General features: G+C 72.9%; 22 protein-coding genes. 8 read left to right on the top strand and 14 right to left on the bottom strand.

The genetic code is table 11. The features are described from left to right. Positions 1–248: 248 nt before the first annotated feature. The 9 genes from ACH4K1_RS10155 to hisD all read right to left on the bottom strand — a co-directional run bounded on the left by ACH4K1_RS10155 (position 249) and on the right by hisD (position 7177). Positions 249–1178, bottom strand: a complete 930-nt coding sequence (locus ACH4K1_RS10155) for an alpha/beta hydrolase (RefSeq protein WP_398088245.1) — start codon at positions 1176–1178, stop codon at positions 249–251. 203 nt (positions 1179–1381) lie between these two features. Next, positions 1382–2137: an imidazole glycerol phosphate synthase subunit HisF gene (hisF, locus tag ACH4K1_RS10150; protein WP_398088244.1), complete on the bottom strand. Its 756-nt coding sequence runs from the start codon at positions 2135–2137 to the stop codon at positions 1382–1384. After that, the gene (locus tag ACH4K1_RS10145; protein ID WP_398088242.1) at positions 2134–2541 is read right to left on the bottom strand and encodes a RidA family protein; all 408 of its coding nucleotides are present in this window, start codon (positions 2539–2541) and stop codon (positions 2134–2136) included. The genes hisF and ACH4K1_RS10145 overlap by 4 nt, the downstream gene beginning before the upstream one ends. After that, on the bottom strand, positions 2538–3263 hold the full coding sequence (gene priA / locus ACH4K1_RS10140) for a bifunctional 1-(5-phosphoribosyl)-5-((5-phosphoribosylamino)methylideneamino)imidazole-4-carboxamide isomerase/phosphoribosylanthranilate isomerase PriA (RefSeq protein ID WP_073769309.1): 726 nt from the start codon (positions 3261–3263) through the stop codon (positions 2538–2540). The genes ACH4K1_RS10145 and priA overlap by 4 nt, the downstream gene beginning before the upstream one ends. Next, positions 3263–3904, bottom strand: a complete 642-nt coding sequence (gene hisH / locus ACH4K1_RS10135; protein ID WP_073769310.1) for an imidazole glycerol phosphate synthase subunit HisH — start codon at positions 3902–3904, stop codon at positions 3263–3265. Before hisH ends, priA begins: the two co-directional genes overlap by 1 nt. A gap of 42 nt (positions 3905–3946) precedes the next feature. Beyond that, on the bottom strand, positions 3947–4114 hold the full coding sequence (locus ACH4K1_RS10130; protein ID WP_228993231.1) for a hypothetical protein: 168 nt from the start codon (positions 4112–4114) through the stop codon (positions 3947–3949). Beyond that, positions 4111–4707: an imidazoleglycerol-phosphate dehydratase HisB gene (gene hisB, locus ACH4K1_RS10125; RefSeq protein ID WP_398088240.1), complete on the bottom strand. Its 597-nt coding sequence runs from the start codon at positions 4705–4707 to the stop codon at positions 4111–4113. The genes ACH4K1_RS10130 and hisB overlap by 4 nt, the downstream gene beginning before the upstream one ends. Continuing rightward, a complete protein-coding gene (locus ACH4K1_RS10120; RefSeq protein WP_398088238.1) occupies positions 4704–5831 on the bottom strand; it encodes a histidinol-phosphate transaminase in 1128 nt (375 codons plus the stop codon). The genes hisB and ACH4K1_RS10120 overlap by 4 nt, the downstream gene beginning before the upstream one ends. Further along, positions 5828–7177 (bottom strand): histidinol dehydrogenase, encoded by a 1350-nt coding sequence (gene hisD, locus ACH4K1_RS10115; RefSeq protein WP_398088236.1) that lies wholly within the window; start codon positions 7175–7177, stop codon positions 5828–5830. Before hisD ends, ACH4K1_RS10120 begins: the two co-directional genes overlap by 4 nt. 219 nt (positions 7178–7396) lie before the next feature. On the opposite strand from hisD, the gene ACH4K1_RS10110 reads away from it, so the two are divergent. The 4 genes from ACH4K1_RS10110 to ybaK all read left to right on the top strand — a co-directional run bounded on the left by ACH4K1_RS10110 (position 7397) and on the right by ybaK (position 11568). After that, complete coding sequence (locus tag ACH4K1_RS10110; protein ID WP_398088234.1) at positions 7397–8998, top strand: oxidoreductase; 1602 nt, start codon at positions 7397–7399, stop codon at positions 8996–8998. Between the two features lie 244 nt (positions 8999–9242). Then, positions 9243–10283: a hypothetical protein gene (locus tag ACH4K1_RS10105; RefSeq protein WP_398088233.1), complete on the top strand. Its 1041-nt coding sequence runs from the start codon at positions 9243–9245 to the stop codon at positions 10281–10283. Positions 10284–10288: 5 nt separating this feature from the next. Further along, complete coding sequence (locus ACH4K1_RS10100) at positions 10289–11053, top strand: LON peptidase substrate-binding domain-containing protein (protein ID WP_398088232.1); 765 nt, start codon at positions 10289–10291, stop codon at positions 11051–11053. Positions 11054–11067: 14 nt separating this feature from the next. Continuing rightward, positions 11068–11568 carry a Cys-tRNA(Pro) deacylase gene (gene ybaK / locus ACH4K1_RS10095; protein ID WP_398088230.1) on the top strand — a complete coding sequence of 167 codons (501 nt, stop codon included), beginning with the start codon at positions 11068–11070 and terminating at the stop codon, positions 11566–11568. Positions 11569–11603: 35 nt separating this feature from the next. Here the strand turns inward: ybaK and ACH4K1_RS10090 are convergent, their stop codons facing one another. From ACH4K1_RS10090 to ACH4K1_RS10075, 4 genes are all read right to left on the bottom strand, one after another. Next, positions 11604–12314 carry an ABC transporter permease gene (locus ACH4K1_RS10090; RefSeq protein ID WP_398088229.1) on the bottom strand — a complete coding sequence of 237 codons (711 nt, stop codon included), beginning with the start codon at positions 12312–12314 and terminating at the stop codon, positions 11604–11606. A gap of 101 nt (positions 12315–12415) precedes the next feature. Next, positions 12416–13258, bottom strand: a complete 843-nt coding sequence (locus ACH4K1_RS10085; RefSeq protein ID WP_398088228.1) for an ABC transporter permease — start codon at positions 13256–13258, stop codon at positions 12416–12418. A gap of 151 nt (positions 13259–13409) precedes the next feature. Further along, positions 13410–14435 carry an ABC transporter ATP-binding protein gene (locus tag ACH4K1_RS10080; RefSeq protein WP_398088227.1) on the bottom strand — a complete coding sequence of 342 codons (1026 nt, stop codon included), beginning with the start codon at positions 14433–14435 and terminating at the stop codon, positions 13410–13412. A gap of 73 nt (positions 14436–14508) precedes the next feature. Further along, entirely contained in the window at positions 14509–15777 is a 1269-nt protein-coding gene (locus ACH4K1_RS10075) for an NYN domain-containing protein (RefSeq protein WP_398088225.1), read from the bottom strand. Positions 15778–16091: 314 nt separating this feature from the next. Between ACH4K1_RS10075 and ACH4K1_RS10070 the strand changes: the two genes are divergently transcribed. Then, on the top strand, positions 16092–16340 hold the full coding sequence (locus ACH4K1_RS10070) for a hypothetical protein (protein ID WP_398088416.1): 249 nt from the start codon (positions 16092–16094) through the stop codon (positions 16338–16340). An 89-nt stretch (positions 16341–16429) separates the two neighbouring features. On the opposite strand, the gene dnaE is transcribed toward ACH4K1_RS10070, so the two are convergent. After that, positions 16430–19966, bottom strand: a complete 3537-nt coding sequence (gene dnaE / locus ACH4K1_RS10065; protein ID WP_398088223.1) for a DNA polymerase III subunit alpha — start codon at positions 19964–19966, stop codon at positions 16430–16432. Between the two features lie 203 nt (positions 19967–20169). On the opposite strand from dnaE, the gene ACH4K1_RS10060 reads away from it, so the two are divergent. From ACH4K1_RS10060 to ACH4K1_RS10050, 3 genes are all read left to right on the top strand, one after another. Continuing rightward, positions 20170–21507 carry a DUF2252 domain-containing protein gene (locus ACH4K1_RS10060; protein ID WP_398088221.1) on the top strand — a complete coding sequence of 446 codons (1338 nt, stop codon included), beginning with the start codon at positions 20170–20172 and terminating at the stop codon, positions 21505–21507. 125 nt (positions 21508–21632) lie between these two features. Continuing rightward, the gene (locus ACH4K1_RS10055; protein ID WP_398088219.1) at positions 21633–22355 is read left to right on the top strand and encodes a hypothetical protein; all 723 of its coding nucleotides are present in this window, start codon (positions 21633–21635) and stop codon (positions 22353–22355) included. A gap of 65 nt (positions 22356–22420) precedes the next feature. Further along, the gene (locus ACH4K1_RS10050; RefSeq protein ID WP_398088217.1) at positions 22421–23236 is read left to right on the top strand and encodes a DsbA family protein; all 816 of its coding nucleotides are present in this window, start codon (positions 22421–22423) and stop codon (positions 23234–23236) included. Positions 23237–23381: the final 145 nt, after the last annotated feature.

The following is a 23381-nucleotide window of genomic DNA, read 5'->3' as shown; positions in this document are numbered from 1 at the left end:
CGGGGCGGCGGGCCGGGAAGCGCCCCGGCAGGGCCCCGCGCGAGGACGCCCCGGCGCGGTGCGCGCGCCCAGTACGGGCCCTGCCGCCCTGTGCGGGAGCACAGCGCGGCAGGGGGGGGCGGGGTCCGGGCCGGGCCTCTCGTCCGGACCGTGCCGGGCTCGCGGGGGCGGGCCCGGCACGGACGCCCGAACGCCTGGATGCCTGGATACCCGGACGCCCGGACGCCCGGACGCCCGGACGAAAGACCCTACGCGGTGTGCGGGCAGGTGCCCCGGTACTCCGCGATGGTCAGGCTCGGCCGGGGCAGCGGGCAGAGGAACTGCTCGTAGCGGGTGTCGTCGTCGATGAACCGCTTCAGCCAGGAGATGCTGTACTTCGCGATCGTCGTGTTGGAGGTGTTGGGCGTGAAGTGCGAGGCGCCGCGCAGCTCCAGGTACGCCTTGTCCAGCGAGCCGGGCAGCGACTCGTAGAACGGTTCGGAGTGCGTGGCGACGGGGGCGACCGTGTCGCCGTCCGCCCCCACCACGAGGGTGGGCGTGCGCAGTTCGGGCCAGGTCTTGTCGGTGTTCCAGCCGGTCAGCGGGATCGCCGCCTTCAGCGAGGTGCGGCTCTTCGCCGCCTCCAGGCTGCCGCCGCCGCCCATCGAGTGGCCCATCACCCCGAGCCGGGAGGCGTCGACCCGCCCCCGTACCGAGCTGCGCTGGGTCAGGTAGTCCAGGGCGGCGAGGAGTTGGCGGCCCCGGCTGTCCGGCTGGTCGAGGGTGGTGATGGTGTCGATGGTGAAGACCACGAAGCCCTGGGAGGCCAGGCGCGGCCCGAGCCAGGCGATGGAGGACTCGTAGGCGGTGAAGCCGGGCGAGACGACGACCGCGCCGAAGGTGCCGTCGGCGGTGGAGGTCGGGTAGTGGATGGTGCCGCCGCCGAACCCGCTCACGGCGAGGGAGGAGACGGAGGTCTGCGAGGTGGCGTAGGGACCGCGGCTCGCCTCGATGGAGGCGTTGGTGGGGGCCGGACCGCGCTCGTAGGGGTTGTCGGCGGCCTGGGCGCCCGGGACCAGGGCGGTCATCAGGAGGCCGGCGGTGGCCGCGCCGGCGGTCGCCAGCCCCGTCACCGTACGGAAGCGGCTCGGGCGGGAGGGGCGCGGGGGGAGGGTGCCGGAGGGGAGGCGCTGCTGCACGGGGGGATCCTCTCGGTGGTGGCGGACCACACCACGCGCGGACCTCCGGCCCCTCGTCCAAGGGCTCGGGACGCGCGACGTGGCGGCGGCCGGCGTTCGTTCGCCGGTGCCCGCCACTCTCACCCCTCCCCCCGGGAACGCGCATCGGCGGTATCACCGGTCTCGGTGGACCGGTGATACCGCCGATACGGCTCGGGCGCGGCTCAGCGGACCGGGTGGCCCGCCTCCCGCAGCGCGCCCTTGACCTCGGAGATCCGCAGGTCGCCGAAGTGGAAGACGGAGGCGGCGAGCACCGCGTCGGCCCCCGCCCCGATCGCCGGGGCGAAGTCGGCGAGCCGGCCCGCGCCGCCGGAGGCGATGAGGGGGACGGAGACATGCCCGCGCACCGCCTCGATCATCTCGGTGTCGTAGCCGTCCTTGGTGCCGTCCGCGTCCATGGAGTTGAGCAGGATCTCGCCCGCGCCCAGTTCGGCGGCCCGGTGGGCCCATTCGACGGCGTCGATGCCGGTGCCCTCGCGGCCGCCGTGCGTGGTGACCTCGAAGGTGCCCCGGGGGGTGCGGCGGGCGTCCACGGAGAGCACCAGGACCTGGCGGCCGAAGCGTTCGGCGATCTCGCGGATGAGGTCGGGGCGGGCGATGGCGGCGGTGTTGACGCCGACCTTGTCCGCCCCGGCGCGCAGCAGCTTGTCGACGTCGTCCGCGGTGCGGACGCCGCCGCCGACGGTGAGCGGGATGAAGACCTGCTCGGCGGTGCGGCGCACCACGTCGTACGTCGTCTCGCGGTCGCCGCTGGAGGCGGTGATGTCGAGGAAGGTCAGCTCGTCGGCGCCCTCGGCGTCGTACAACTTGGCCATCTCGACGGGGTCGCCCGCGTCGCGCAGGTTCTGGAAGTTGACGCCCTTGACGACCCGGCCGCCGTCGACGTCCAGGCAGGGGATGACGCGTACGGCGAGGCTCATCGCGCGCCTCCCCGGTACGCCTCGACCTCGACCTCGACGACCAGGCTCGGGTCCACGAAGCCGGAGACGATGATCATGGAGGCGGCGGGGCGCACGGCGTCGAACAGCTCCTTGTGGGCGCGGCCGACCTCCTCCACGTCCCGGGCGTGCGTGAGGTACATCCGGGTGCGCACGACGTCCTCGCGGCCGAGGCCCACCTGCTCCAGCGCGGCGAACGCCACGTCGAAGGAGGTGACGGCCTGCTCGTACGGGGAGCCCGCGGCGATCTCGCCGTTGACCACGGAGGTGCAGCCGGCCACCAGGACGAGCCCGTTGGGGAGTTCGACGGCGCGCGAGTAGCCAAACTTCTCCTCCCAGGGCGCGCCGGTGGAGATCCGGCGTACGGAAGGGGCGGCCTCGCTCATGCGGCGACCGCCTTGAGCGCCTCTTCCAGCGTGAACGCCTTGGCGTACAGCGCCTTGCCGACGATCGCGCCCTCGACGCCCTCGGGGACGAGGAGGGAGATCGCGCGGAGGTCGTCCAGCGAGGAGACGCCGCCGGAGGCGACCACCGGCCGGTCGGTGGCGGCGCAGACGTCGCGCAGCAGGCCCAGGTTGGGGCCCTGGAGGGTGCCGTCCTTGGCGATGTCGGTGACGACGTAGCGGGCGCACCCCTCGGAGTCGAGACGGGCCAGGGTCTCGTACAGGTCGCCGCCGTCGCGGGTCCAGCCCCGGCCGCGCAGGGTGGTGCCGCGGACGTCGAGGCCGACGGCGATCTTGTCGCCGTGCTCGGCGATGACCTTGGCGACCCACTCGGGGGTCTCCAGGGCGGCGGTGCCGAGGTTGACGCGGCGGCAGCCGGTGGCGAGGGCGGCGGCGAGGGAGGCGTCGTCGCGGATGCCGCCGGACAGCTCGACCTTGATGTCCATGGCCCCGGCGACCTCGGCGATCAGGGCGCGGTTGTCCCCGGTCCCAAAGGCGGCGTCCAGGTCCACCAGGTGCAGCCACTCGGCGCCGGCGCTCTGCCAGGCGAGGGCGGCCTCCAGCGGGGAGCCGTAGGAGGTCTCGGAGCCGGACTCGCCGTGGACGAGGCGGACGGCCTGGCCGTCGCGGACGTCGACGGCGGGGAGCAGTTCAAGCTTCGGCATTACAGCGTCTCGATCCAGTTGGTCAGCAGCTGGGCGCCGGCGTCGCCGGACTTCTCGGGGTGGAACTGGGTGGCCCACAGCGCGCCGTTCTCGACGGCGGCCACGAACCGTTCGCCGTAGGTGGACCACGTAACCCGGGGGGCCCGGATCTTGGCGTTGGTGACTTCGAGGGACCAGTCGTGCGCCGCGTAGGAGTGCACGAAGTAGTAGCGCGCGTCGGCGTCCAGACCGGCGAAGAGCCGGGAGTCCTCGGGGGCCTCGACGGTGTTCCACCCCATGTGGGGGACGACGTCGGCCTTGAGGGGGCCGACCGTGCCGGGCCATTCGTCCAGGCCCTCGGTCTCCACGCCGTGCTCGACGCCGCGCTCGAACAGGATCTGCATCCCGACGCAGACGCCCATGACGGGGCGACCGCCGGAGAGCCTGCGGCCGACGATCCAGTCGCCGCGGGCCCGCTTGAGCCCTTCCATACAGGCGGCGAACGCTCCGACGCCGGGGACGAGCAGCCCGTCGGCGGCCATCGCGCGGTCGTAGTCGCGGGTGATCTCGACGTCCGCGCCGACCCGGGCGAGGGCCCGCTCGGCGGAACGGACGTTGCCGAAGCCGTAGTCGAAGACGACGACCTTCTTGGTGTCGGTCATGGCATGGCCTTCTTGTCGTACTCGCTGATCACGTGCCGGCCCTCAGTCCCACAGTCCCTGGATCCGCAGGACGCCCGCCACCAGGCACATCACGGAGCCGATCGACAGCAGCACGATGACGCCCTTGGGCATCCCCTGCTTGGCGAAGGAGTAGACGCCGCCGGCCAGGAAGAGGCCGACGACGATCAGGATGGTGTTGAGGCCGTTCACAGGGCGCCCTTCGTGGAGGGCAGGATGCCGGCGGCGCGCGGGTCGTGCTCGCTGGCGTAGCGCAGGGCGCGGGCGAGCGCCTTGAACTGGCACTCGACGATGTGGTGGGCGTTGCGCCCGTACGGCACGTGGACGTGCAGGGCGATCTGCGCCTGGGCGACGAAGGACTCCAGGATGTGCCGGGTCATCGTCGTGTCGTACGCGCCGATCATCGGGGCCATGTTCTCGGGCTCGGTGTGCACGAGGTAGGGGCGGCCGGAGAGGTCGACGGTGACCTGGGCGAGCGACTCGTCCAGCGGGACGGTGCAGTTGCCGAAGCGGTAGATGCCGACCTTGTCGCCGAGGGCCTGCTTGAAGGCGGCGCCGAGCGCGAGGGCGGTGTCCTCGATGGTGTGGTGGCTGTCGATGTGCAGGTCGCCCTCGGTCTTGACCGTGAGGTCGAAGAGGCCGTGGCGGCCGAGCTGGTCGAGCATGTGGTCGTAGAAGCCGACCCCGGTGGCGACGTCGACCTTCCCGGTGCCGTCGAGGTTGATCTCGACGAGCACGGACGTTTCCTTGGTGGTGCGTTCCACGCGGCCTACGCGGGGGCTCATGCGTCGTGCTCCTTCTTCAGTTCGCGTACCGCATCGAGGAACGCGTCGTTCTCTTCCGGGGTGCCGGCGGTGACCCGCAGCCAGCCCGGTACGCCGTTGTCCCGGACCAGGACGCCCCGGTCGAGGATCTGCCGCCAGACGGCGTGGCTGTCGTCGAAGCGGCCGAACTGGACGAAGTTGGCGTCCGATTCGGTGACCTCGTAGCCGATGGCGCGCAGCTCGGCCACCAGCCGGTCGCGCTCGCCCTTGAGCTGCGCGACGTACCCCAGCAGCGTATCGGTGTGCTCCAGGGCGGCGAGCGCGGTGGCCTGGGTGACGGAGGAGAGGTGGTAGGGCAGCCGGACCAGCTGGACGGCGTCGACCACGGCCGGGTCGGCGGCGAGGTAGCCGAGGCGGAGCCCCGCCGCGCCGAACGCCTTGGACATGGTCCGGGAGAGGACCAGGTGGCGGCGGCCCTCGATCAGCGGGAGCAGCGAGGGGTGGTGGCTGAACTCGCCGTACGCCTCGTCCACCACGACGATCGAGGGCCGGGCGGCCTGTGCGGCCTCGTACAGGGCGAGGACGGTCTCGGCCTCGACGGCGGTGCCGGTGGGGTTGTTGGGCGAGGTGATGAAGACGACCTCGGGCCGGTGCTCGGCGATGGCGGCGCGGGCGGCGTCCACGTCGATGGTGAAGTCGTCGTTGCGCGGCCCGGAGATCCAGCCGGTGCCGGTACCCCGGGAGATCAGGGCGTGCATGGAGTACGAGGGTTCGAAGCCGATCGCGGTGCGGCCGGGTCCGCCGAAGGTCTGGAGCAGTTGCTGGAGGACCTCGTTGGAGCCGTTGGCGGCCCAGACGTGGGCGGCCGTCACCTCGTGCCCGGCGGTGCGGGTGAGGTAGCGGGCCAGCTCGGTGCGGAGTTCGACGGCGTCCCGGTCGGGGTAGCGGTTGAGGCCGCGGGCGGCCTCGCGGACGCGCTCGGCGATCCGCTCGACCAGGGCCTCGGGGAGCGGGTAGGGGTTCTCGTTGGTGTTGAGGCGTACGGGGACGTCGAGCTGGGGGGCTCCGTACGGGGAGTGGCCGCGCAGTTCGTCGCGGAGGGGCAGCTCGTCCCAGGCGTTGCGGGGGGCGGGGTCGTTCGTCACTGCTGCGGGACCTTCCAGCCACGGTGTTCGTCGAGTTCGCCTTCGGCAAAACGTGCCTTGAGGGCGGCGCCGTGGGCGGGGAGGTCCTCCGCCTCGGCGAGGGCCACGACGTGGTGGGTGACCTCGGCGAGCGCGTCGCGGGTGTAGTCGACGATGTGGATGCCGCGCAGGAAGGACTGCACGGACAGGCCCGAGGAGTGGCAGGCGCAGCCGCCGGTGGGCAGGACGTGGTTGGAGCCGGCGCAGTAGTCGCCCAGGGAGACCGGGGACCAGGGGCCGACGAAGATCGCCCCGGCGTTGCGGACCCGGTCGGCGACGGCGGCGGCGCCGGCGGTCTGGATCTCCAGGTGCTCGGCCCCGTAGGCGTCGACGACCTTGAGGCCGTCCTCGATCGAGGAGACCAGGACGATCGCGGACTGGCGGCCGGCGAGGGCGGGCTCGACGCGGTCGGTGAGGTGCTTGGTGGCGGCGGCCTGCACGGCCAGCTCCGCCTCGGTGGCGGCGACCAGCTCCTCGGAGTCGGTGACCAGGACGGCGGCGGCCATCGGGTCGTGCTCGGCCTGGCTGATCAGGTCGGCGGCCACGTGCGCCGGGTCGGCGGTGGCGTCCGCGAGGATCGCGATCTCGGTGGGCCCGGCCTCGGCGTCGATGCCGACGCGGCCCTTGAGGAGGCGCTTGGCGGCGGCGACGTAGATGTTGCCGGGGCCGGTGACCAGGTTGACCGGGGGGCAGTCCTCGGTGCCGTACGCGAACATCGCGACGGCCTGGGCGCCGCCCGCCGCGTACACCTCGTCGACGCCGAGCAGGGCGCAGGCGGCGAGGATCGTGGGGTGCGGGAGGCCGTCGAAGTCCTTCTGCGGCGGGGAGGCGACGGCGACGCCCTCGACGCCCGCCTCCTGGGCCGGGACGACGTTCATCACGACGGAGGAGGGGTAGACCGAGCGGCCTCCGGGGACGTAGAGCCCGACGCGCTCGACGGGAACCCACTTCTCGGTGACCGAGCCGCCGGGGACGACCTGGGTGGTGTGCGTGGTGCGGCGCTGTGCGCGGTGGACCAGGCGGGCGCGGCGGATCGACTCCTCCAGCGCCGCCCGGACGGCCGGGTCCAGCTCCGCCAGGGCGCGGGTCAGGGCCTCGGCGGGCACCCGTACCGACGCGATCCGGACACCGTCGAACTTCTCTCCCCACTCGACCACCGCCGCGGAACCACGATGGCGTACGTCCTCGCAGATGGGCCGCACCGTCTCCAGGGCGGCTTCCACGTCGAACTCGGCACGGGGCAGCAGGTCGCGCAGGGCTCCGCCCTCGGGGAGGGCGTCACCGCGCAGATCGATTCGAGAGATCACACGGCAATTCTCTCAGACCGCCCGGAGCGGCCGGGCGTCCGTATCACTGGCTGATACCGGCCGTCCGCACCACTGGCCGATACGTGTCTCGGCCATGTCCGGCCGTCACTGCCGACCGCGGGCTTCCACGGCGTCACAGACGGGAATAACGGTTCTACAGCGTGTATGCACCACGAAGGCATGACGGCACGACAGCATGTGTGCACGGAGGGAGCGGCCGTGACCGAGCCGCACGAGGGCGACATCCCGGACGGCCTCAGCGCAGCGGAGCTGGGCATGTGGCAGTCCTTCCGCAACGGGACGACCTACGACTTACGGACCTACGACCCGGCCCGCAACGACCCGTTCGCCCCGCACGCCTGGGGGCCGGAGCGGAGCGTCGGCGCGCGCACGGTGGCACGGCTGCTGCTGGACGGCCCGCCCGCCCGGCCCGGCCGGGTGGCGGCGCTGAAGCTCCGGGGGGTGCGGATCACCGGGAAGCTGGATCTGGCGGGCGGCCGGGTCTCTCCGTACGTGGAGCTGACCGGCTGCCGCTTCGAGCAGGAGGTGGTGCTCCCGGAGTGCCACTTCACCACGTTGCGGCTGGTGGGCTGCGCGCTGCCCCGGCTGGAGGCGGCGCGGCTGCAGACGGAGGGCGATCTGCATCTGCCGCGCTGCCGGGTCGACCGGGGCATCCGGCTAACCGACGCCCAGATCGGCACGGACCTGCTGATCAACCAGCTCAGCGTCGGCCCGGACCGGCACGGGCGGGCCGTCGTCGGGGACGGCATGACGGTCGCGCAAGACCTCCAGGCCGAGATGATCGAGACGCTGGGCGAGCTGAGCCTGCGCGGGACCAAGGTGGGCGGTTCGCTCTCCCTGCGCGGCAGCCGGCTGCGCGCGGCACAGGACCGCCGGGCGCTGAACGCCCCGCAGCTGACGGTGGAGCGCACGCTCTACATGACCGAGGCGTGGGTGAGCGTCGACACGGGGAACCAGGGCACCACTCCCCCGTACGGCGTGGTCTACGCCCCGACCCCGGCGCGCGGCACCCGGTCGCAGATCTTCGAGTGCCGGGGCGGGGTGCGGCTGGACGACGGGCGGTTCGGGGACGCGGTGGACCTGCACAAGGCCCGGTTCACCATGACGCGGCAGGAGGAGCTGTCGCTGCGCAGGATCGTCACGCCTGAGCTGCGGTTCAACGCGGAGCGCCCGGAGGAGGGCCGGGTCGTGCTGAACGGCGCGAAGGTGGTGACGCTGATCGACCTGTCGACGAGCTGGCCGGGGCCGGGCGGTCTCGCGATGGGCGGCTTCGTCTACGAGAACCTGGTCCCCTACGGCCATTTCCCGCTCTCCCGGCGGCTGGAGTGGGTGCAGGCCGCGACGCCGGAGTACGTCCCCGAGCCCTACGAGCGGCTGGCCGCGGTGATGCGGAGCTGCGGGGAGGACGCGGACGCGCGCGAGGTGCTGCTGGCCAAGCAGCGCCGCCGCCGCGAGACGCTGCCGCCCGCCGCGAAGGCGTGGGGGTACCTCCAGGACTGGATGGTGGCGTACGGCTACCGGCCGGGGCGGGCGGCGGTGTGGATGGCGGTGCTGTGGGCGGCGGGCACGGCGGCCTTCGCGCAGCACGACCCGCCGTCGATCAAGGGCCCGGAGCATCCGCAGTGGAACCCCGCCCTGTACTCGCTGGACCTGCTGATCCCGGTGATCAACCTCGGGCAGGACGGCTACTGGCGGATGGAGGACGCCTGGCAGTGGGCCGCCGCCGGTCTGGTGCTGGTGGGATGGGTTCTGGCCACCACGGTGGCGGCGGGGGCCTCCCGGATGCTGCGCAGGGGCTGATCCGGCGGGCGTCGCGCCGGGTGCGCGGCGCCCGGCGGGACGGGCCCGGTCCCGCGGTCACGGGCGGCCGGGGCCGGGGGCGGCCGCCGGTGGGCGAAGGGACACAAGGTCCTCCGCAGGGATGCGATCAAGCCATCCGCGGGCCTTTCCTTTGCCTTTTCTTGACCCGGCCCGATACAACCCCACCACTCGGCACAGAAGCTTCACAGCATGGCCCTGGCGCGGTCCCCACCAGCGCTTTTCAATGGTCTGCACCATGGCATTCCTTCGTGCTCTGCTCCGTACCGCCCGCATGGCCCGGCACAGCTCCCCGCTGGCCGCCGGACCGGCGGCGGATGACGCGGTGCTGCTCGACGCCCCGGACGAGCGGCTCTCCCCCGCGCTGGTCGCCGCCGCCCTGGGCGACCACGAACCGGCCGCCGAGCTGCTCGCCGCCACCCGGGACGCGGCCGACTGGGAGAACCGGGACCGCTATCTGGACCGGCTCGCCGTCTTCGCCCGCGGCCGGGACGGCTGGCTCGTCGACTGGCTGGCCGCCGCCCCGCGCGACCCGGACGCCCTGCTGGTCAAGGCGGAGCTGTCGGTCCGCCGGGCCTGGGAGTCGCCCGCCCGCGCGGAACGGCTCCGCGAGGTCGCCCCGCTGATCACCGCCGCCGCCGACGCGGACCCGCGCGACCCCGTGCCGTGGCGGCTCGCCCTGGACCACGCGCGCGGCACCCACGCCACGCACACCGCCTTCGAGTCGCTGTGGGAGCAGGCGGTACGGCGCTCCGCGCACCACTACGGCTGCCATGTGGCGGCGCTGCGCTACCTCTCCGCCGCCTGGTACGGCTCGCACCGCGAGTGCTTCGACTTCGCCGAGCGGGCCGCCGAGGACGCGCTGCCCGACTCCCTGGTGCAGGCCCTGCCGGTCCGGGCGGCGTTCGCCCTGCTCCTGGACCCCCGGGCGGCGGAGCGGACCACCTCCGTGCTGGAGGAGCGGATCGACGCGGCGGCCGACCTGGCGATCAGGCTCTCCGCCGCCTACCGGCCGGGCGACCCGTGGCCGGCGGAGGTCCGCAACCTCCTCGCGTACGTGCTGCTCGCCCGGGGCCGCTGGGCGGAGGCGCTGCACCAGTTCCACCTGATCGGCCGGCACGCGACGTCGTTCCCGTGGTCGTGGGTGTCCGACGACCCGCTCGGCCGGTTCCTCGACGCCCGGGACGGCGCGCGGCTCCAGGTGGCCTCCTTGACCCCCTTGCGCGGCCGGGCCGACCACGGCCGCCCCCGGGACCATTACGCTTGAGCGCTGTGACCACCGCCCGCCTTCCCCTCTTCCCGCTCAACGCGGTGCTGTTCCCCGGCCTGGTGCTGCCGCTCAACGTCTTCGAAGAGCGATATCGCGCCCTGATGCGGGAGCTGCTGAAAAGCGACGAGGACGAGCCTCGCCGCTTCGTCGTGGTCGCGATCCGCGACGGCCGCGAGACGGCCCCGACGGGCTCCGGCATGCCGGACACCGCCGCGTCGGCCGCCGTCACCGAACGCGCCCCCGCCGAGGGCTTCGGCCCCGACCCCCTCCAGACCTTCCACCGGGTCGGCTGCGTGGCCGACGCGGCGACGGTCCGCGAGCGCGCCGACGGCAGCTTCGAGGTCCTGGCCACCGGCACCACCCGGGTCAGGCTGTTGTCCCTCGACGCGAGCGGCCCGTACCTGACCGCCGAGGTCGAGGACGTGACGGAGGAGCCGCCCGGCGAGGACGAGGGCGACGAGGCGGGGGCGCTCGCCGAGGGCGTCCTGCGGGCCTTCCGCACCTACCAGAAGCGGCTGGCCGGGGCGAACGAACGCTCGCTGGCGACCGGCGCCGAGCTGCCCGACGACCCGACGGTGGTCTCCTACCTGGTGGCGGCGGCCACCGTCCTGGACGTCCCCACCAAGCAGCGGCTGCTCCAGGCTCCGGACACCGCGACCCGGCTGCGCGAGGAGCTGACGCTGCTGCGCAAGGAGGCCGCGGTCCTCCGGCACCTGCCCTCGCTGCCCGCGGCCGACCTGACCCGGACCCCCACCCACCCCAACTGATCGAGGAACGCCCGGTGGCGAAGAAGCCGAAGAAGCAGGCGGGCGGCACCCCCGCCACGGTCGCCCTGACCGCGGCGGGCACGCCCTTCACGGTCCACTCCTACGAGCACGACCCGGCGTCCCCCTCGTACGGCGAGGAGGCCGCCGAGGCCCTGGGCGTCTCCCCCGACCGGGTCTTCAAGACCCTGGTCGCGGAGGTGGACGGCGAACTGGCGGTCGCGGTGGTCCCGGTGGCCGGCTCCCTGGACCTCAAGGCCCTGGCCTCCGCGGTGGGCGGCAAGCGCGCCACGATGGCGGATCCGGCCGCGGCGGAACGCACCACGGGCTACGTACGCGGCGGTATCTCCCCGCTCGGTCAGCGCAAGCGCCTGCGCACGGTCCTGGACGCCTCGGCCCGCGCCCACGCCACGATCTGCGTCTCGGCGGGGCGCCGGGGCCTGGAGGTCGAGCTGGCGGCGACGGACCTGGCGGAGCTGACGGGGGCGGTCTTCGCGGAGATCGCGCGGGGCTCGTGAGCGCGGCGGGGCCCCCGCTCCGGGGCCCCCGCGCCTCACGTGCCGGAAGGCGGCCCGGCCGACGGCCCCGGGGGCGGCCCCTGCACGGCCCCGTCGTAGTACCCCGAGAGCCCCGCCCACTCCGGCTCCGGATCCCGCGGCCCGAACGCCGCCGTCAGCAGCAGGTGGATCCCCATCGCCGCGAACGGCCACGCCAGCACCGACGCCCACACCGCGTGCAGCTCCAGCGGGGCGTCGAACGTCACGCCCCGGCCCGCCTCCCGGGCCCGCGCCACCACGTCGGAGGACGGTCCGAGCCAGACGCCCGTCCGCCAGGCGATCAGCGAGGCGGCCAGCGCGCCCAGCGCCAGCCCCACGACCACGAGGACGCCCCCGCGGCGCAGCCGCCAGAAGACGGCGGCGGCCGAGAGCGCGCCGCATCCGATGGCCAGCAGCACGAACGTTCCGTCCGCCCCGATCGCCTCCTCGCCCTCGCTGTTCGCCAGGAAGACGGCCGTCTCGTCGGAGACCAGCGGGACGCGCGGCGCGAGCCACAGCCACAGCAGGCCGAGCACGATGCCCGAGAGCGCGACCAGGACGGCGACGACGACGGCCTGACGGAGTTCCGCGGCCGTGTCCGGGTCGTCCGCCGAGCCCGGGGAGGGCGCGAGGTGGGAGGCCGGGGGCGGGGCCTGCCACGGGTCGTGGGGGTCGGGCTGGTCGGGCGGCGTCAGAGGTGCGGTCACCGTGCCATCGTGCCAGGCCACCCTGTGAGGCGCCTCACCGGATACCGCACCGGGCCGCCCGGCCGGGGGCGCCGGCCGCGTACGGGCGCCGGCCGCCGGGCGTTCCCCGGCGGCAGCGCCGCCTACCGTACGGCCGCCCGCCGGTAGGCCCACGTGGCGACCGCCAGCGACAGCACCCCCACCGCCGCGCAGACCGCCAGGAAGAACGCGATGACCCCCCAGTCCGGGCGGGCGTCGAAGGAGCGGGCCAGCGCCTCGACCCCGTACGTCGAGGGCAGCAGGTCGCGCGCCCAGCCCACCGGTCCCGGCAGCCGCTCGGCGGGCAGCACCCCGAGGAGCAGGGCGGCGGACATCCCGAGCTGGCCCAGCAGGGTCGCCAGCTCCGGGCGCGGGGCGAGCAGCCCGAGGGCCGCGCCGAGCCCGGCCAGGGCGGCGCCGGAGAGCGGGACGACGGCGACCAGGACCCACAGATGGGTGAGCGGCAGCTGGAAGAGCACGCTTCCGGTGACGGCGGTGAAGACCGTGCCCGGGACGGTGAACGAGGCGTACGCGCCGGCCGTCCCGAGCACCACGGCCGCCGGCGGCACCGGCAGGGTGGCGTAGTGGTCGAGCCCGCCGCTCGCCCGCAGCTGCCCGAAGTACTGGGCGAGCAGGTTGAGCGCGACGAACGCGACGACCAGGACGCTGGAGCCGGCGACCACGGCGCGGGCCTCCGCGCCGCCGTCCACGACGCCCCGCATCAGGATCATGATCCCGACGGACTGGAACGTCGCCACGAAGAGCAGCGGGATGCGGGCGACCCGCGCCCGGGAGAGCTGGGCGCGGTAGACGGCGGCCAGCGAGGGGAAGAGCCGGGCGCGCGGCGCGAGGGGGGCCGGGACCGTGCGGACGGGCGCCTGCCCGGCGGGGCCGGGTGCGGGCCGGGTGCGGGCCGGGGCGGTCCTGGCCGGAACGATGCTCGTCACCTGCGGCCGCTCCCCTCGCACACGTCCAACCCGTCCCGCCCCTCGCCCGCGTCCCGGCCGGGTGCGTCCCCGCCGGGGGCCGCGGTCACGGCGACCGCCGCACGACCCGCGCCGTCCGAACCTCTCGCGCCACCCGCGCCGCTCCTGCCGCTCACGCCTTCACCAGCCCCTTGGTCGCATCGGCCGCGTCCCCGCCGAGCGCGAGGTAGACATCTTCCAGGCTGGGCGTGGCCAGGGTGAAATCGTCGAGCGCGGCAAAGGCCGCGCCTCCCGTCACCGCGGCGACCGCGGCCCGCGCCTCGTCGGGGCCGAGCCGCAGCACCCAGCGCCGCCCGGACTCCTGGGCGGACGGCCGCAACGCCGCGACCTCGGGGACGTCCAGCGGGGCCCGTTCGCGCCACACCAGCTCGACGCGGACCTCCCCGGCGACCTGTTCCTTGAGCCCGGCGGGCGTGTCGCAGGCGATGACCCGCCCGCGTTCGAGGACGGCGACCCGGTCGAGGACCGTCTCGGCCTCGATGACGTTGTGGGTGACCAGCAGGACCGTGGCCCCGCGCTCCGCCCGGCGGCGGTCGACGGCGGCCCAGACGGCGCGGCGGGCGACCGGGTCCATGCCGGTGGTCGGTTCGTCCAGGACCAGGACGGGCCGGTCCCCGACCAGGGCGGCGGCGAAACAGGCGAGGCGGCGCTGGCCGCCGGAGAGCTTCTTCAGGGGCCGTCCGGCGAGCGCGGTGAGGCCCAGCTCCTCCAGGACCGCGTCGCGCTCGGCGCGGGCCTCGCGGACGGGGAGGCCGCGCAGCCGTCCGGTGGTCTCGGCGGCGAGCGCGACGGTCAGCTCGTCGAGGGCGGTGGACTCCTGCCCCAGGTAGCCGATCAGCCGGGAGGCCCGCTCGGGGTGGCGTACGAGGTCGTGGCCCAGCACCTCGACGCTGCCGGAATCGGGCCGCATCAGGCCGGTGAGCTGCCGGACCAGAGTGGACTTGCCGGCGCCGTTGGGGCCGAGGAGGCCGAAGATCTCACCGCGCCCCACCTCCAGGCTGATGCCGTCCGTGGCGCGGACCTCGGGCGTCGCCGGGGCGCCGCGGCGGCCCTGGTTCGCGGGATAGATCTTGACCAGGTCGCGCACCGCGCATACGGTGCCGGTCTCCCGCTGCGCCTGTGCTGTGCCCCTACTCACGAGGTACGAGGGTACGGGGTCGCGTGCCCCGGTTCGCGCCGGGGGCCACCCCGCGTCGCCCTCCCCCGGACGGCTACTCCCCCGCCGGTACGTGCTCGGCGGCGGCCCGCACGTCGATCTCGCGCCAGAAGCCGGCCCGGATCGCGTAGCGGTCGTGCTCGTCGATCTGGTCGTCCTTGTGGGCGAGGAGCCCGAAGCGGGCCGCGTACCGCAGGAGTTCGCCGTCGATCCGGTGCGGAATGCGCGGGTACATGGTGGAGAGCTTCTGCAGGTGGACGGTCTCGGGGAGGCGTTCCATCCAGCGGCGGGCGAAGACCTGGCCCACCTCGAAGGGGTCGCCGCCGACGGTGGTGATGTCCTCCTCCCGGTCCGCCCAGCGCTGTTCGGCGCTGGTGACCTGGGCGAGGGTCGGCAGCGACGCGGTCTCCGGGGATTCGCCGAGGCCGCCGCGCTCCACCCACCCCTTGTCGGAGGACCAGCGCAGCGTGGCGCCGGCGGGCTGGGCGGGCTGCGGGCGCTCCGAAGGAGCGGCGTGGGCGCGCAGCGCGGCCAGGTCCTTGGGGGTGGGGACGCCCCGGTGGCCGGCGGCGGGCGTCTCGGGCGCGGCGGACGGCGCGGGGGTGGAGGTGTCCGGGGCCGGGGGGCCGCCCCGGGCCGCGGCGGCCCTGGCCGCCTCGGAGGCACGTTCGGCGGAGGCGGCGAGGGCCGCTTCGGGCAGCGGCGCGGAGAGGATCGCGGTGATCTCGGGGCGGGTGGCGGGCTGCGGGACGCAGACGCCGCCGGTGTCCTTGGCGCGTACGGCCTTGGTGATCCAGGCCCGGTCGAGGACCCGCCGTTCGTCGGCCTCGGCGACCAGGTCCTCGGACTGGTTGTAGTCGCCGTCGGCGGCCTGGACGGCCCAGAGGTGGACGGCGACCCCGTGCTCCTTGGCGGACATCAGACCGGGCAGCAGGTCGCCGTCGCCGGTCACCAGGACGATGTCGGAGCAGGCCCGGTTGCGGGCCAGTTCGGTCAGCTCGGCGTGCATGGCGGCGTCGACGCCCTTCTGCGCCCACCGCCCGTCGCTGCGGGTCAGGGCCCCGAGCCGGACGGTCACGCGGGGCATCACGCGGAGCCGGCGGTGTTCGGGCTGGGGCACCCGGTCGGGGGCCCCGTCGAACCAGTAGATGCGCAGCAGCGGCTGCTGGGTGTCGGCCTCGGCGCGCTCGCGCAGCCCCTGGACGAGGGCCGTGTGGTCCACGGTGATGCGGGAACGGGCGGGCTCTCCGGCCAGCAGACTGGCGGCGGCTCCCAGCAAGTAGCCGGCGTCCACCAGGACGACGCAACGGTCCACGCGTTCCACCCTCTTCCAGACCTCGGGAACGGTTCAGCGGCCCGTTCCCCGGTGACCGGGCCCGCTTACCCAGGGTTCGCTTCGAGTCTGCCCGACCGCGCGGGGGTAGGCGGCCGGAACTCGATCATCGGCGTGGCGGATCGGGCGGGGAAGGGGGAAGACGCCGGAAAGAAGACGAAATGGCGGCGGAGCGGCGCGGGAGGACGGGCGGAGCGGCGCGGGAGGACGGGCGGAGCGGCGCGGGAGGACGGGCGGAGCGGCCGAGGGGAGGCTGCGGGCCCCGCGGGTCACGGGGTTTACCTTACGCACAGTAATGATCCAACATGCACGGTTTGCGGGGCTATGTGAGTCTGACAGCGGTCCTGGACGGCCAGGACCCCCCACAGGAGGCATTCACCATGGCCAAGAACAAGAACCGCAAGCAGGGCAGCCAGCACGACCGCGCGTCCGCGCCGGAGCGTGGTGCCGAGCAGGCCAAGTCGTCGGCGTTCGAGTCGCAGAGCCCGACGCAGGCCCAGGGCAGCCCGTCCGACGCGGCGCGCAAGCACCAGCGGCGCTTCGGCCACAACTGACGCGTCGGCCGCTCGCGGTCATCGAGACGAGAGGGGCGTCCCGCCGGTGCGGGGCGCCCCTCTCGTCCTGGCGTGTGCCGGGCTCCGGCTCAGCCGGCCAGGCAGGCCGGGCCGAGCAGCACCTTGAGGTCGCCGAAGAGGGCCGAGTCGGCCTTGACCCGGTGCCGGTCGAGCCTCAGGACCGTGGTCGTGCGGGGGCCCTGGAGCTTGATGCGCACCTCGGTGTCGCCCCGGTGGTGGCTGAGCACCTCGCCGAGCCGGGTGACCATGGGCGGGGTGATCTTCACGGTGGGGATGGTGAGGACGACGGGGGCGTTGGCCCCGGCGTTGGAGATGTCGGGGACCTGCATCTCCATGGCGACGAGCCGGGGCACGTCCTCGCGCTTGTCGAGGCGTCCCTTGACGAAGACGACGGTGTCCTCGACGAGCTGCGTGGAGACCAGCTGGTAGGTGGCGGGGAAGAACATGCACTCCAGGGAGCCCGCCAGGTCCTCCACCGTGGCGATGGCCCACGCGTTACCCTGCTTGGTCATCTTGCGCTGGAGGCCGGAGATGATGCCGCCGACGGTGACGACGGAGCCGTCCGAGTAGTCCCCGCCCATGAGCTGGGAGATCGAGGCGTCGGCCTTGTCGGACAGGACGTGCTCCAGCCCGAACAGCGGGTGGTCGGAGACGTACAGGCCGAGCATCTCCCGCTCCTGGGCGAGCAGGTAGGACTTCTCCCACTCGATGTCGGAGAACTCCACGTCGAGCCCGAAGCCCGGCTCGCCGCTCTCCTCCTCGCCGCCGCCGAAGAGGTCGAACTGCCCCTCGGCCTCCTTGCGCTTGACCTGCACCACGTTGTCGATCATCGGCTCGTGGTGGGCGACCAGCCCCTTGCGGGTGTGGCCCATCTCGTCGAAGGCGCCGGCCTTGATGAGGGATTCGACGGTGCGCTTGTTGCAGACGACCGCCTCGACCTTGTCCAGGAAGTCGGGGAAGGAGCTGTACTTCCCCTTCGCCTTGCGGGTCCGGATGATCGAGTCGACGACGTTCTGACCGACGTTGCGGATCGCGGTCAGGCCGAAGAGGATCACGTCGTCGCCCTGGGCGGCGAAGTTGGACAGCGACTCGTTGACGTTGGGCGGGAGCACCTTGATGCCCATGCGGCGGCATTCGTTGAGGTAGACCGCGGACTTGTCCTTGTCGTCCTTGACCGAGGTCAGCAGGGCGGCCATGTACTCGGCGGGGTAGTTCGCCTTGAGGTAGGCGGTCCAGTAGGTGACCAGGCCGTACGCCGAGGAGTGCGCCTTGTTGAACGCGTACCCGGCGAACGGCACCAGGACGTCCCACAGCGCCTTGATCGCCTCGTCGGAGAAGCCCTTCTTCTTCGCGCCCGCCTCGAAGAGGACGAAGTTCTTCGCCAGCTCCTCGGGCTTCTTCTTGCCCATCACGCGGCGCAGGATGTCGGCCTCGCCGAGCGAGTACCCGGCGACGATCTGGGCGGCCTTCTGGACCTGCTCCTGGTAGACGATCAGGCCGTAGGTGAGGCCGAGGACCTCCTTGAGGGGCTCCTCCAGCTCCGGGTGGATCGGGGTGATCTCCTGGCGGCCGTTCTTGCGCTCCGCGTAGTTCGTGTGCGAGTTCATGCCCATCGGGCCCGGCCGGTAGAGGGCCGAGACGGCGGAGATGTCCTCGAAGTTGTCGGGCTGCATCTGGCGCAGCAGGGAGCGCATGGGCCCGCCGTCGAACTGGAAGACGCCGAGCGTGTCGCCGCGGCAGAGCAGTTCGTACGTCTTGGGGTCGTCCAGCGGCAGGGCGAGCATCTCCAGGTCGATGCCCTTGTTGGACTTCACCATCTTGATGGCGTCGTCCATGATCGTCAGGTTGCGCAGGCCGAGGAAGTCCATCTTCAGCAGACCGAGCGACTCGCACTGCGGGTAGTCCCACTGCGTGATGGTGACGCCGTCGGTGTGCCGGACCCAGACGGGGGCGTGGTCGACGATCGGCTCGCTGGACATGATGACGCCGGCGGCGTGCACGCCCATCTGCCGGACCAGGCCCTCGACGCCCTTGGCGGTGTCGATGACCTTTTTGACGTCCGGCTCGTTCTCGTACATCCCCCGGATCTCGCCCGCCTCGCTGTAGCGCGGGTGGGTGGGGTCGGTGATGCCGTTGAGGTCGATGCCCTTGCCGAGGACGTCGGCGGGCATGGCCTTGGTGAGCCGGTCGCCCATCGCGTACGGGTAGCCCAGCACGCGGGCGGAGTCCTTGATGGCGTTCTTCGCCTTGATCTTGCCGTACGTGCCGATCATGGCGACCTTGTCGGCGCCGTACTTCTCGGTCACGTACCGGATCACCTCGACGCGCCGGCGCTCGTCGAAGTCGATGTCGACGTCGGGCATGGAGACGCGCTCGGGGTTGAGGAAGCGCTCGAAGATCAGGCCGTGCTCGATCGGGTCGAGGTCGGTGATGCCCATCGCGTACGCCACGATCGAACCGGCCGCCGACCCGCGGCCGGGGCCCACCGCGATGCCGTTGTTCTTGGCCCACATGATGAAGTCGGCGACGACGAGGAAGTACCCCGGGAACCCCATCTGGATGATGATGTCCATCTCGTACTCGACCTGCTTCTGCCGGTCGTCGGGGACCCCGTTCGGGAAGCGGCGGGCCATGCCCTTGCGCACTTCCTCCTGGAACCAGGTGACCTCCGTGAAGCCGTCCGGGATCTCGAACTTCGGCATGAGGTTCTTCGCCTCGAACATGCCGGTGGTGTCGATCTGCTGGGCGACCAGCAGGGTGTTGGCGCACCCCTCCTGCCAGGCGTCGGAGGAGTCGACGGCGTACATCTCCTCCGTGGTCTTGAGGTAGTAGCCGGTGCCGTCGAAGCGGAAGCGGTCGGGGTCCGAGAGGTTCTTGCCGGTCTGGATGCAGAGCAGGGCGTCGTGGGCGGCGGCCTCGTGGGCGTAGGTGTAGTGGGAGTCGTTCGTCACCAGCGGCGGGATGTTCAGCTTCTTGCCGATCTCCAGCAGCCCGTCGCGGACCCGGCGCTCGATCTCGATGCCGTGGTCCATCAGCTCCAGGAAGTACCTGCCCTCGCCGAAGATGTCCTTGTAGTCGGAGGCCGCCCGGACCGCCTCGTCGAACTGGCCGAGCCGCAGCCGGGTCTGCACCTCGCCCGAGGGGCAGCCGGTGGAGGCGATGAGCCCCTCGGACCACTGGGAGATGGTCTCCTTGTCCATCCGGGGCCACTTCTGGAGCCAGCCCTCGGCGTAGGCGTCGGAGGAGAGCCGGAAGAGGTTGTGCAGCCCGGTCTTGTTCGCCGCCCAGATCGTCTTGTGGGTGTACCCACCGGATCCGGACACGTCGTCGCGCTTCTGGTGCGGCTGCCCCCACTGCACCTTGCGCTTGTGTTTGCGCGACTCCGGGGCGACGTACGCCTCGATGCCGATGATCGGCGTGACCTCCGCCTTCTTCGCCGAGTGGAAGAAGTCGTACGCCCCGTGGAGGTTGCCGTGGTCGGTCATCGCGATGTGCGTCATGCCCATCTCGTTGGCCGCCTCGAACATGTCCTTGAGCCGCGCCGCACCGTCCAGCAGCGAGTACTGGGTGTGAACGTGCAGGTGCGTGAAGGGCGGCTTGGTCACGGCGTCGGGCCTCCGGGAAGTCGGGCGATGACGGACGGGGGGACAGCGTGGAAGTCTACGACGTGACGGAGCCGGACGACGGGCACTCCCGGCCTCCGCCGAGCGTTGGAGAGAGCGGAACGCATGTCCGTTTTGTCATGCGCTCGGTCAGGTGGCCCCCGGGTCCGGCCGAAGACGCCCACAGCAGCAGGAGGCAGCAGGAAATGTCGGAGACGCAGTCCGGCGCAACGCAGCGCGGAGAGCAGATTCTCGCCGTTTTCGACACCGCCTTCGGCGAGCTGCTGGCCGCCGACCCGGCGGCCTTCCGGGTCAAGTTCCGCAAGATGGCCGGGTCCGCCTTCGCCTTCTACCGGGGCACGGCCTGCCTGTTCTACGACGATCTGGAGCGGGAGCGGCACGGCGGCCCGTATGTGGACGAGCGCACCGGCCGGGTGTGGATCCACGGCGATCTGCACGCGGAGAACTTCGGCACGTACATGGACGCCAACGGCCGCCTCGTCTTCAACGTGAACGACTTCGACGAGGCGTACGTGGGCCCCTTCACCTGGGACCTGAAGCGGCTCGCCGCCTCCGTGGCGCTCATCGGGTACGCGAAGGCGCTGGCGGACGAGCAGATCACCGACCTGGTCGGGATCTACGCCGCCGCCTACCGCCAGCGGATCCGCGCGCTGGCGACGGGCGCGAAGAACGACGAGGTGCCGCCGTTCACCCTGGACACCGCGGGCGGACCGCTGCTGGGGGCGCTGCGCGCGGCCCGGTCGCGTACCCGGTTCTCGCTGCTGGACTCGATGACGGTGATCCGGGACTTCGAACGCCGGTTCGCCGAGGGCGGCGGGGCGATCGATCTGGACGCCGCGACGCGCTACAAGGTGCTCGCCGCGTTCGACGGCTATCTGGAGACCCTGCCGGAGTCGAGCCTGGCCCGCCCCGACTCCTACCGGGTCAAGGACGTGGTGGGCCGCCGGGGCATCGGCATCGGCTCCGCCGGGCTGCCGTCGTACAACATCCTCCTGGAGGGCAACAGCGACGCCCTGGAGAACGACGTGGTGATCTACCTCAAGCAGGCGCAGACCCCGGCGGTCTCCCGGCACATCACCGATGCGGCGGTGCGGGAGTACTTCCAGCACGAGGGGCACCGCACGGTGATCTCGCAGCGGGCGCTCCAGGCGCACGCGGACCCGTGGCTGGGCTGGACCGAGCTGGACGGGGCGGGCCAGCTGGTCGCCGAGGTCTCGCCGTACGCCGTCGACCTGGACTGGTCCGACATCGACGAGGTGGACGAGATCGCGGCGGTCGTCGCGGACCTGGGCCGGGCGACGGCCACCATGCACGCGGCGGCGGACGACGAGAGCGGCCACTCGCTGGTGCCGTTCTCCACGGAGCGGGCGATCGACGCCGCGATCGCCGCCGACGAGGAGGGCTTCGCGCCGATGCTGGTCGACTTCGCCCACAGCTACGGGGCGCGGGCCCGGGCGGACCACCAGATCTTCGTGGACCTCTTCCGCAACGGGAGGATCCCGGGGCTGCGGGGGCCCGCCTGACGTCGGGGCGCCGCCCCGGGGCCGGGGCCCCCGGGTTTCGGACCCCGGGGGCCCCGGCCCTGGCCCGGGGACTCTCAGCCTCTTTTAAGGTCCGCTTACCTCGGCGCATGACACACTTTCCGGCGATGGACATCTCAGGGACGCAGCTCAGGGTCGCGCGCGCGGCGGTCTTCACCGCGCTCGTCGTCACCCTGTCCACGGCGTCCCACGTGCTGCTCTCCCGGGTTCCGCTGCCGCTGACCGCGGTCGCGCTGCTGGCCGCGACGGTCTTCGCCGTGGCCTATGCGCTGGCCGGCCGGGAGCGCGGCTTCGGGGCGATCGCGGGGCTGCTGGTCCCGCTGGAGCTGGCCGCCGACACGCTCTTCACCACGGGCCAGCACCTCTGTTACGGGGCGGCCGGCGGCCCGGTCGCGGGCCCGCTGCGCGCGGTGGGCTTCGACGTGCTGTGCGGCGGCGAGGTGGGGGCGGGCGGGGCCCGGATCGCGGGCGTCGGGGCGGTGGGAACCCCGCTGGCCGAGGTGGCCGGGGCGGGCGACCGCGCGGCGGCGCTGCTGGCGCACCCCGGTCCGGCCGTACCGTGGCTGCTGCTCGTCGCCCATGTGGCGGTCGGGCTGCTCGCCGCGGTCTGGCTGCGACGCGGCGAGGCGGCCCTGGCAAAGCTGGTGCGCACGACGGCCCTGCTGGCGTTCCGGCCGCTGCTGACGGCGGTCGCGGTGGTGGGCGCGGGCATGCGGCCCCCGGCCCGCCGCTCCCGGCCCGCCGGGCGTCCGTACCCGCCGCTGACCGCCCGTTTCCTCGTGCACTGGGTGGGGCGCAGGGGGCCGCCCGTGGCGTACGCCGCTGCCTGAGGGCACGGCGACGCGACGACGGCAGCACCCCCCTCCCCTCACCCACGTACTCACGGAGAACGATCATGAGCAAGCGCAACACCCAGGCGAACAAGGCGGCGGCCCGCGAGCGGCTGCGCGCCGAGCGCGAGCGCCAGGCCAAGAAGGACAAGACCCGCAAGCAGCTCGTCGTCGCGGGCTCGGTCGTGGCCGCCCTCGCGGTGATCGGCGGCATCAGCTTCGGCGTGATGCAGCTGAACAAGCCGGGAGCCTGGGAGGAGGCCGCCGACGCGAAGAACGTCAGCGCGCCGAAGAACACCTCGGGCAAGGACGGCACCACCGTGGTGATCGGCAAGCCGAGCGCGAAGAAGACGCTGGAGCTGTACGAGGACTCGCGCTGCCCGGTCTGCGCCACGTTCGAGCAGGGCGTCGGCGAAACGGTCTCGAAGGACGTCGAGGCCGGCAAGTACAAGGTCCAGTACATCGGGGCGACCTTCATCGACAACACCGACAACGGCGAGGGCTCCAAGAACGCCCTCAGCGCGCTCGGCGCGGCGCTGGACGTGAGCCCCGAGGCGTTCATGGCGTACAAGGCCGCGCTGTACTCGGCGGAGTTCCACCCCGAGGAGAGCGACGACAAGTTCGCCGACGACAGCTACCTGATCAAGGTCGCGGACTCGGTCGACGCCCTCAAGGGCAACAAGGACTTCCAGAAGAACGTCGAGGACGGCACGTACGACGCCTGGGCGATCAAGATGTCCAAGACGTTCGACGACAGCGGGGTGCAGGGCACGCCGACGCTGAAGATGGACGACAAGAAGATCACCGCCGAGGGCAGCGAGAACGCCCCGATGACGGCCGAGGAGTTCACCAAGGCCGTCGACAAGGCGCTCAAGGCGTAAACGCCTCGCGACTCCGCGGAACCCGGCGCGGGCCGGGGGGGCCCCCCCCCCCGCGCCCCCGGGGGGGGGGGGGGGGGGGCCCGGGGCGCCCCCCGCGGCCCCCCGAAGAACAAAAAGGGGGGGCGCAGGCCGCGCGCGCCCGACA

The organism is Streptomyces sp. NPDC017448 (assembly GCF_044330565.1).
Lineage (GTDB): Bacteria > Actinomycetota > Actinomycetes > Streptomycetales > Streptomycetaceae > Streptomyces.
Note: the sequence above shows the minus strand (reverse complement) of the source record. Positions and strands in the feature narration are given on the sequence as shown.

Excerpts from the sequence above, each read along its gene's own strand:
- ACH4K1_RS10060 (WP_398088221.1), top strand. The coding sequence starts at position 20,170 with ATGTCGGAGACGCAGTCCGGCGCAACGCAGCGCGGAGAGCAGATTCTC.
- ACH4K1_RS10105 (WP_398088233.1), top strand. The coding sequence starts at position 9,243 with ATGGTCTGCACCATGGCATTCCTTCGTGCTCTGCTCCGTACCGCCCGC.
- hisF (WP_398088244.1), bottom strand. The coding sequence starts at position 2,137 with ATGAGCCTCGCCGTACGCGTCATCCCCTGCCTGGACGTCGACGGCGGC.
- ACH4K1_RS10050 (WP_398088217.1), top strand. The coding sequence starts at position 22,421 with ATGAGCAAGCGCAACACCCAGGCGAACAAGGCGGCGGCCCGCGAGCGG.
- ACH4K1_RS10070 (WP_398088416.1), top strand. The coding sequence starts at position 16,092 with ATGCACGGTTTGCGGGGCTATGTGAGTCTGACAGCGGTCCTGGACGGC.
- priA (WP_073769309.1), bottom strand. The coding sequence starts at position 3,263 with ATGCCGAAGCTTGAACTGCTCCCCGCCGTCGACGTCCGCGACGGCCAG.
- ACH4K1_RS10055 (WP_398088219.1), top strand. The coding sequence starts at position 21,633 with ATGGACATCTCAGGGACGCAGCTCAGGGTCGCGCGCGCGGCGGTCTTC.
- hisH (WP_073769310.1), bottom strand. The coding sequence starts at position 3,904 with ATGACCGACACCAAGAAGGTCGTCGTCTTCGACTACGGCTTCGGCAAC.
- hisB (WP_398088240.1), bottom strand. The coding sequence starts at position 4,707 with ATGAGCCCCCGCGTAGGCCGCGTGGAACGCACCACCAAGGAAACGTCC.
- ACH4K1_RS10145 (WP_398088242.1), bottom strand. The coding sequence starts at position 2,541 with ATGAGCGAGGCCGCCCCTTCCGTACGCCGGATCTCCACCGGCGCGCCC.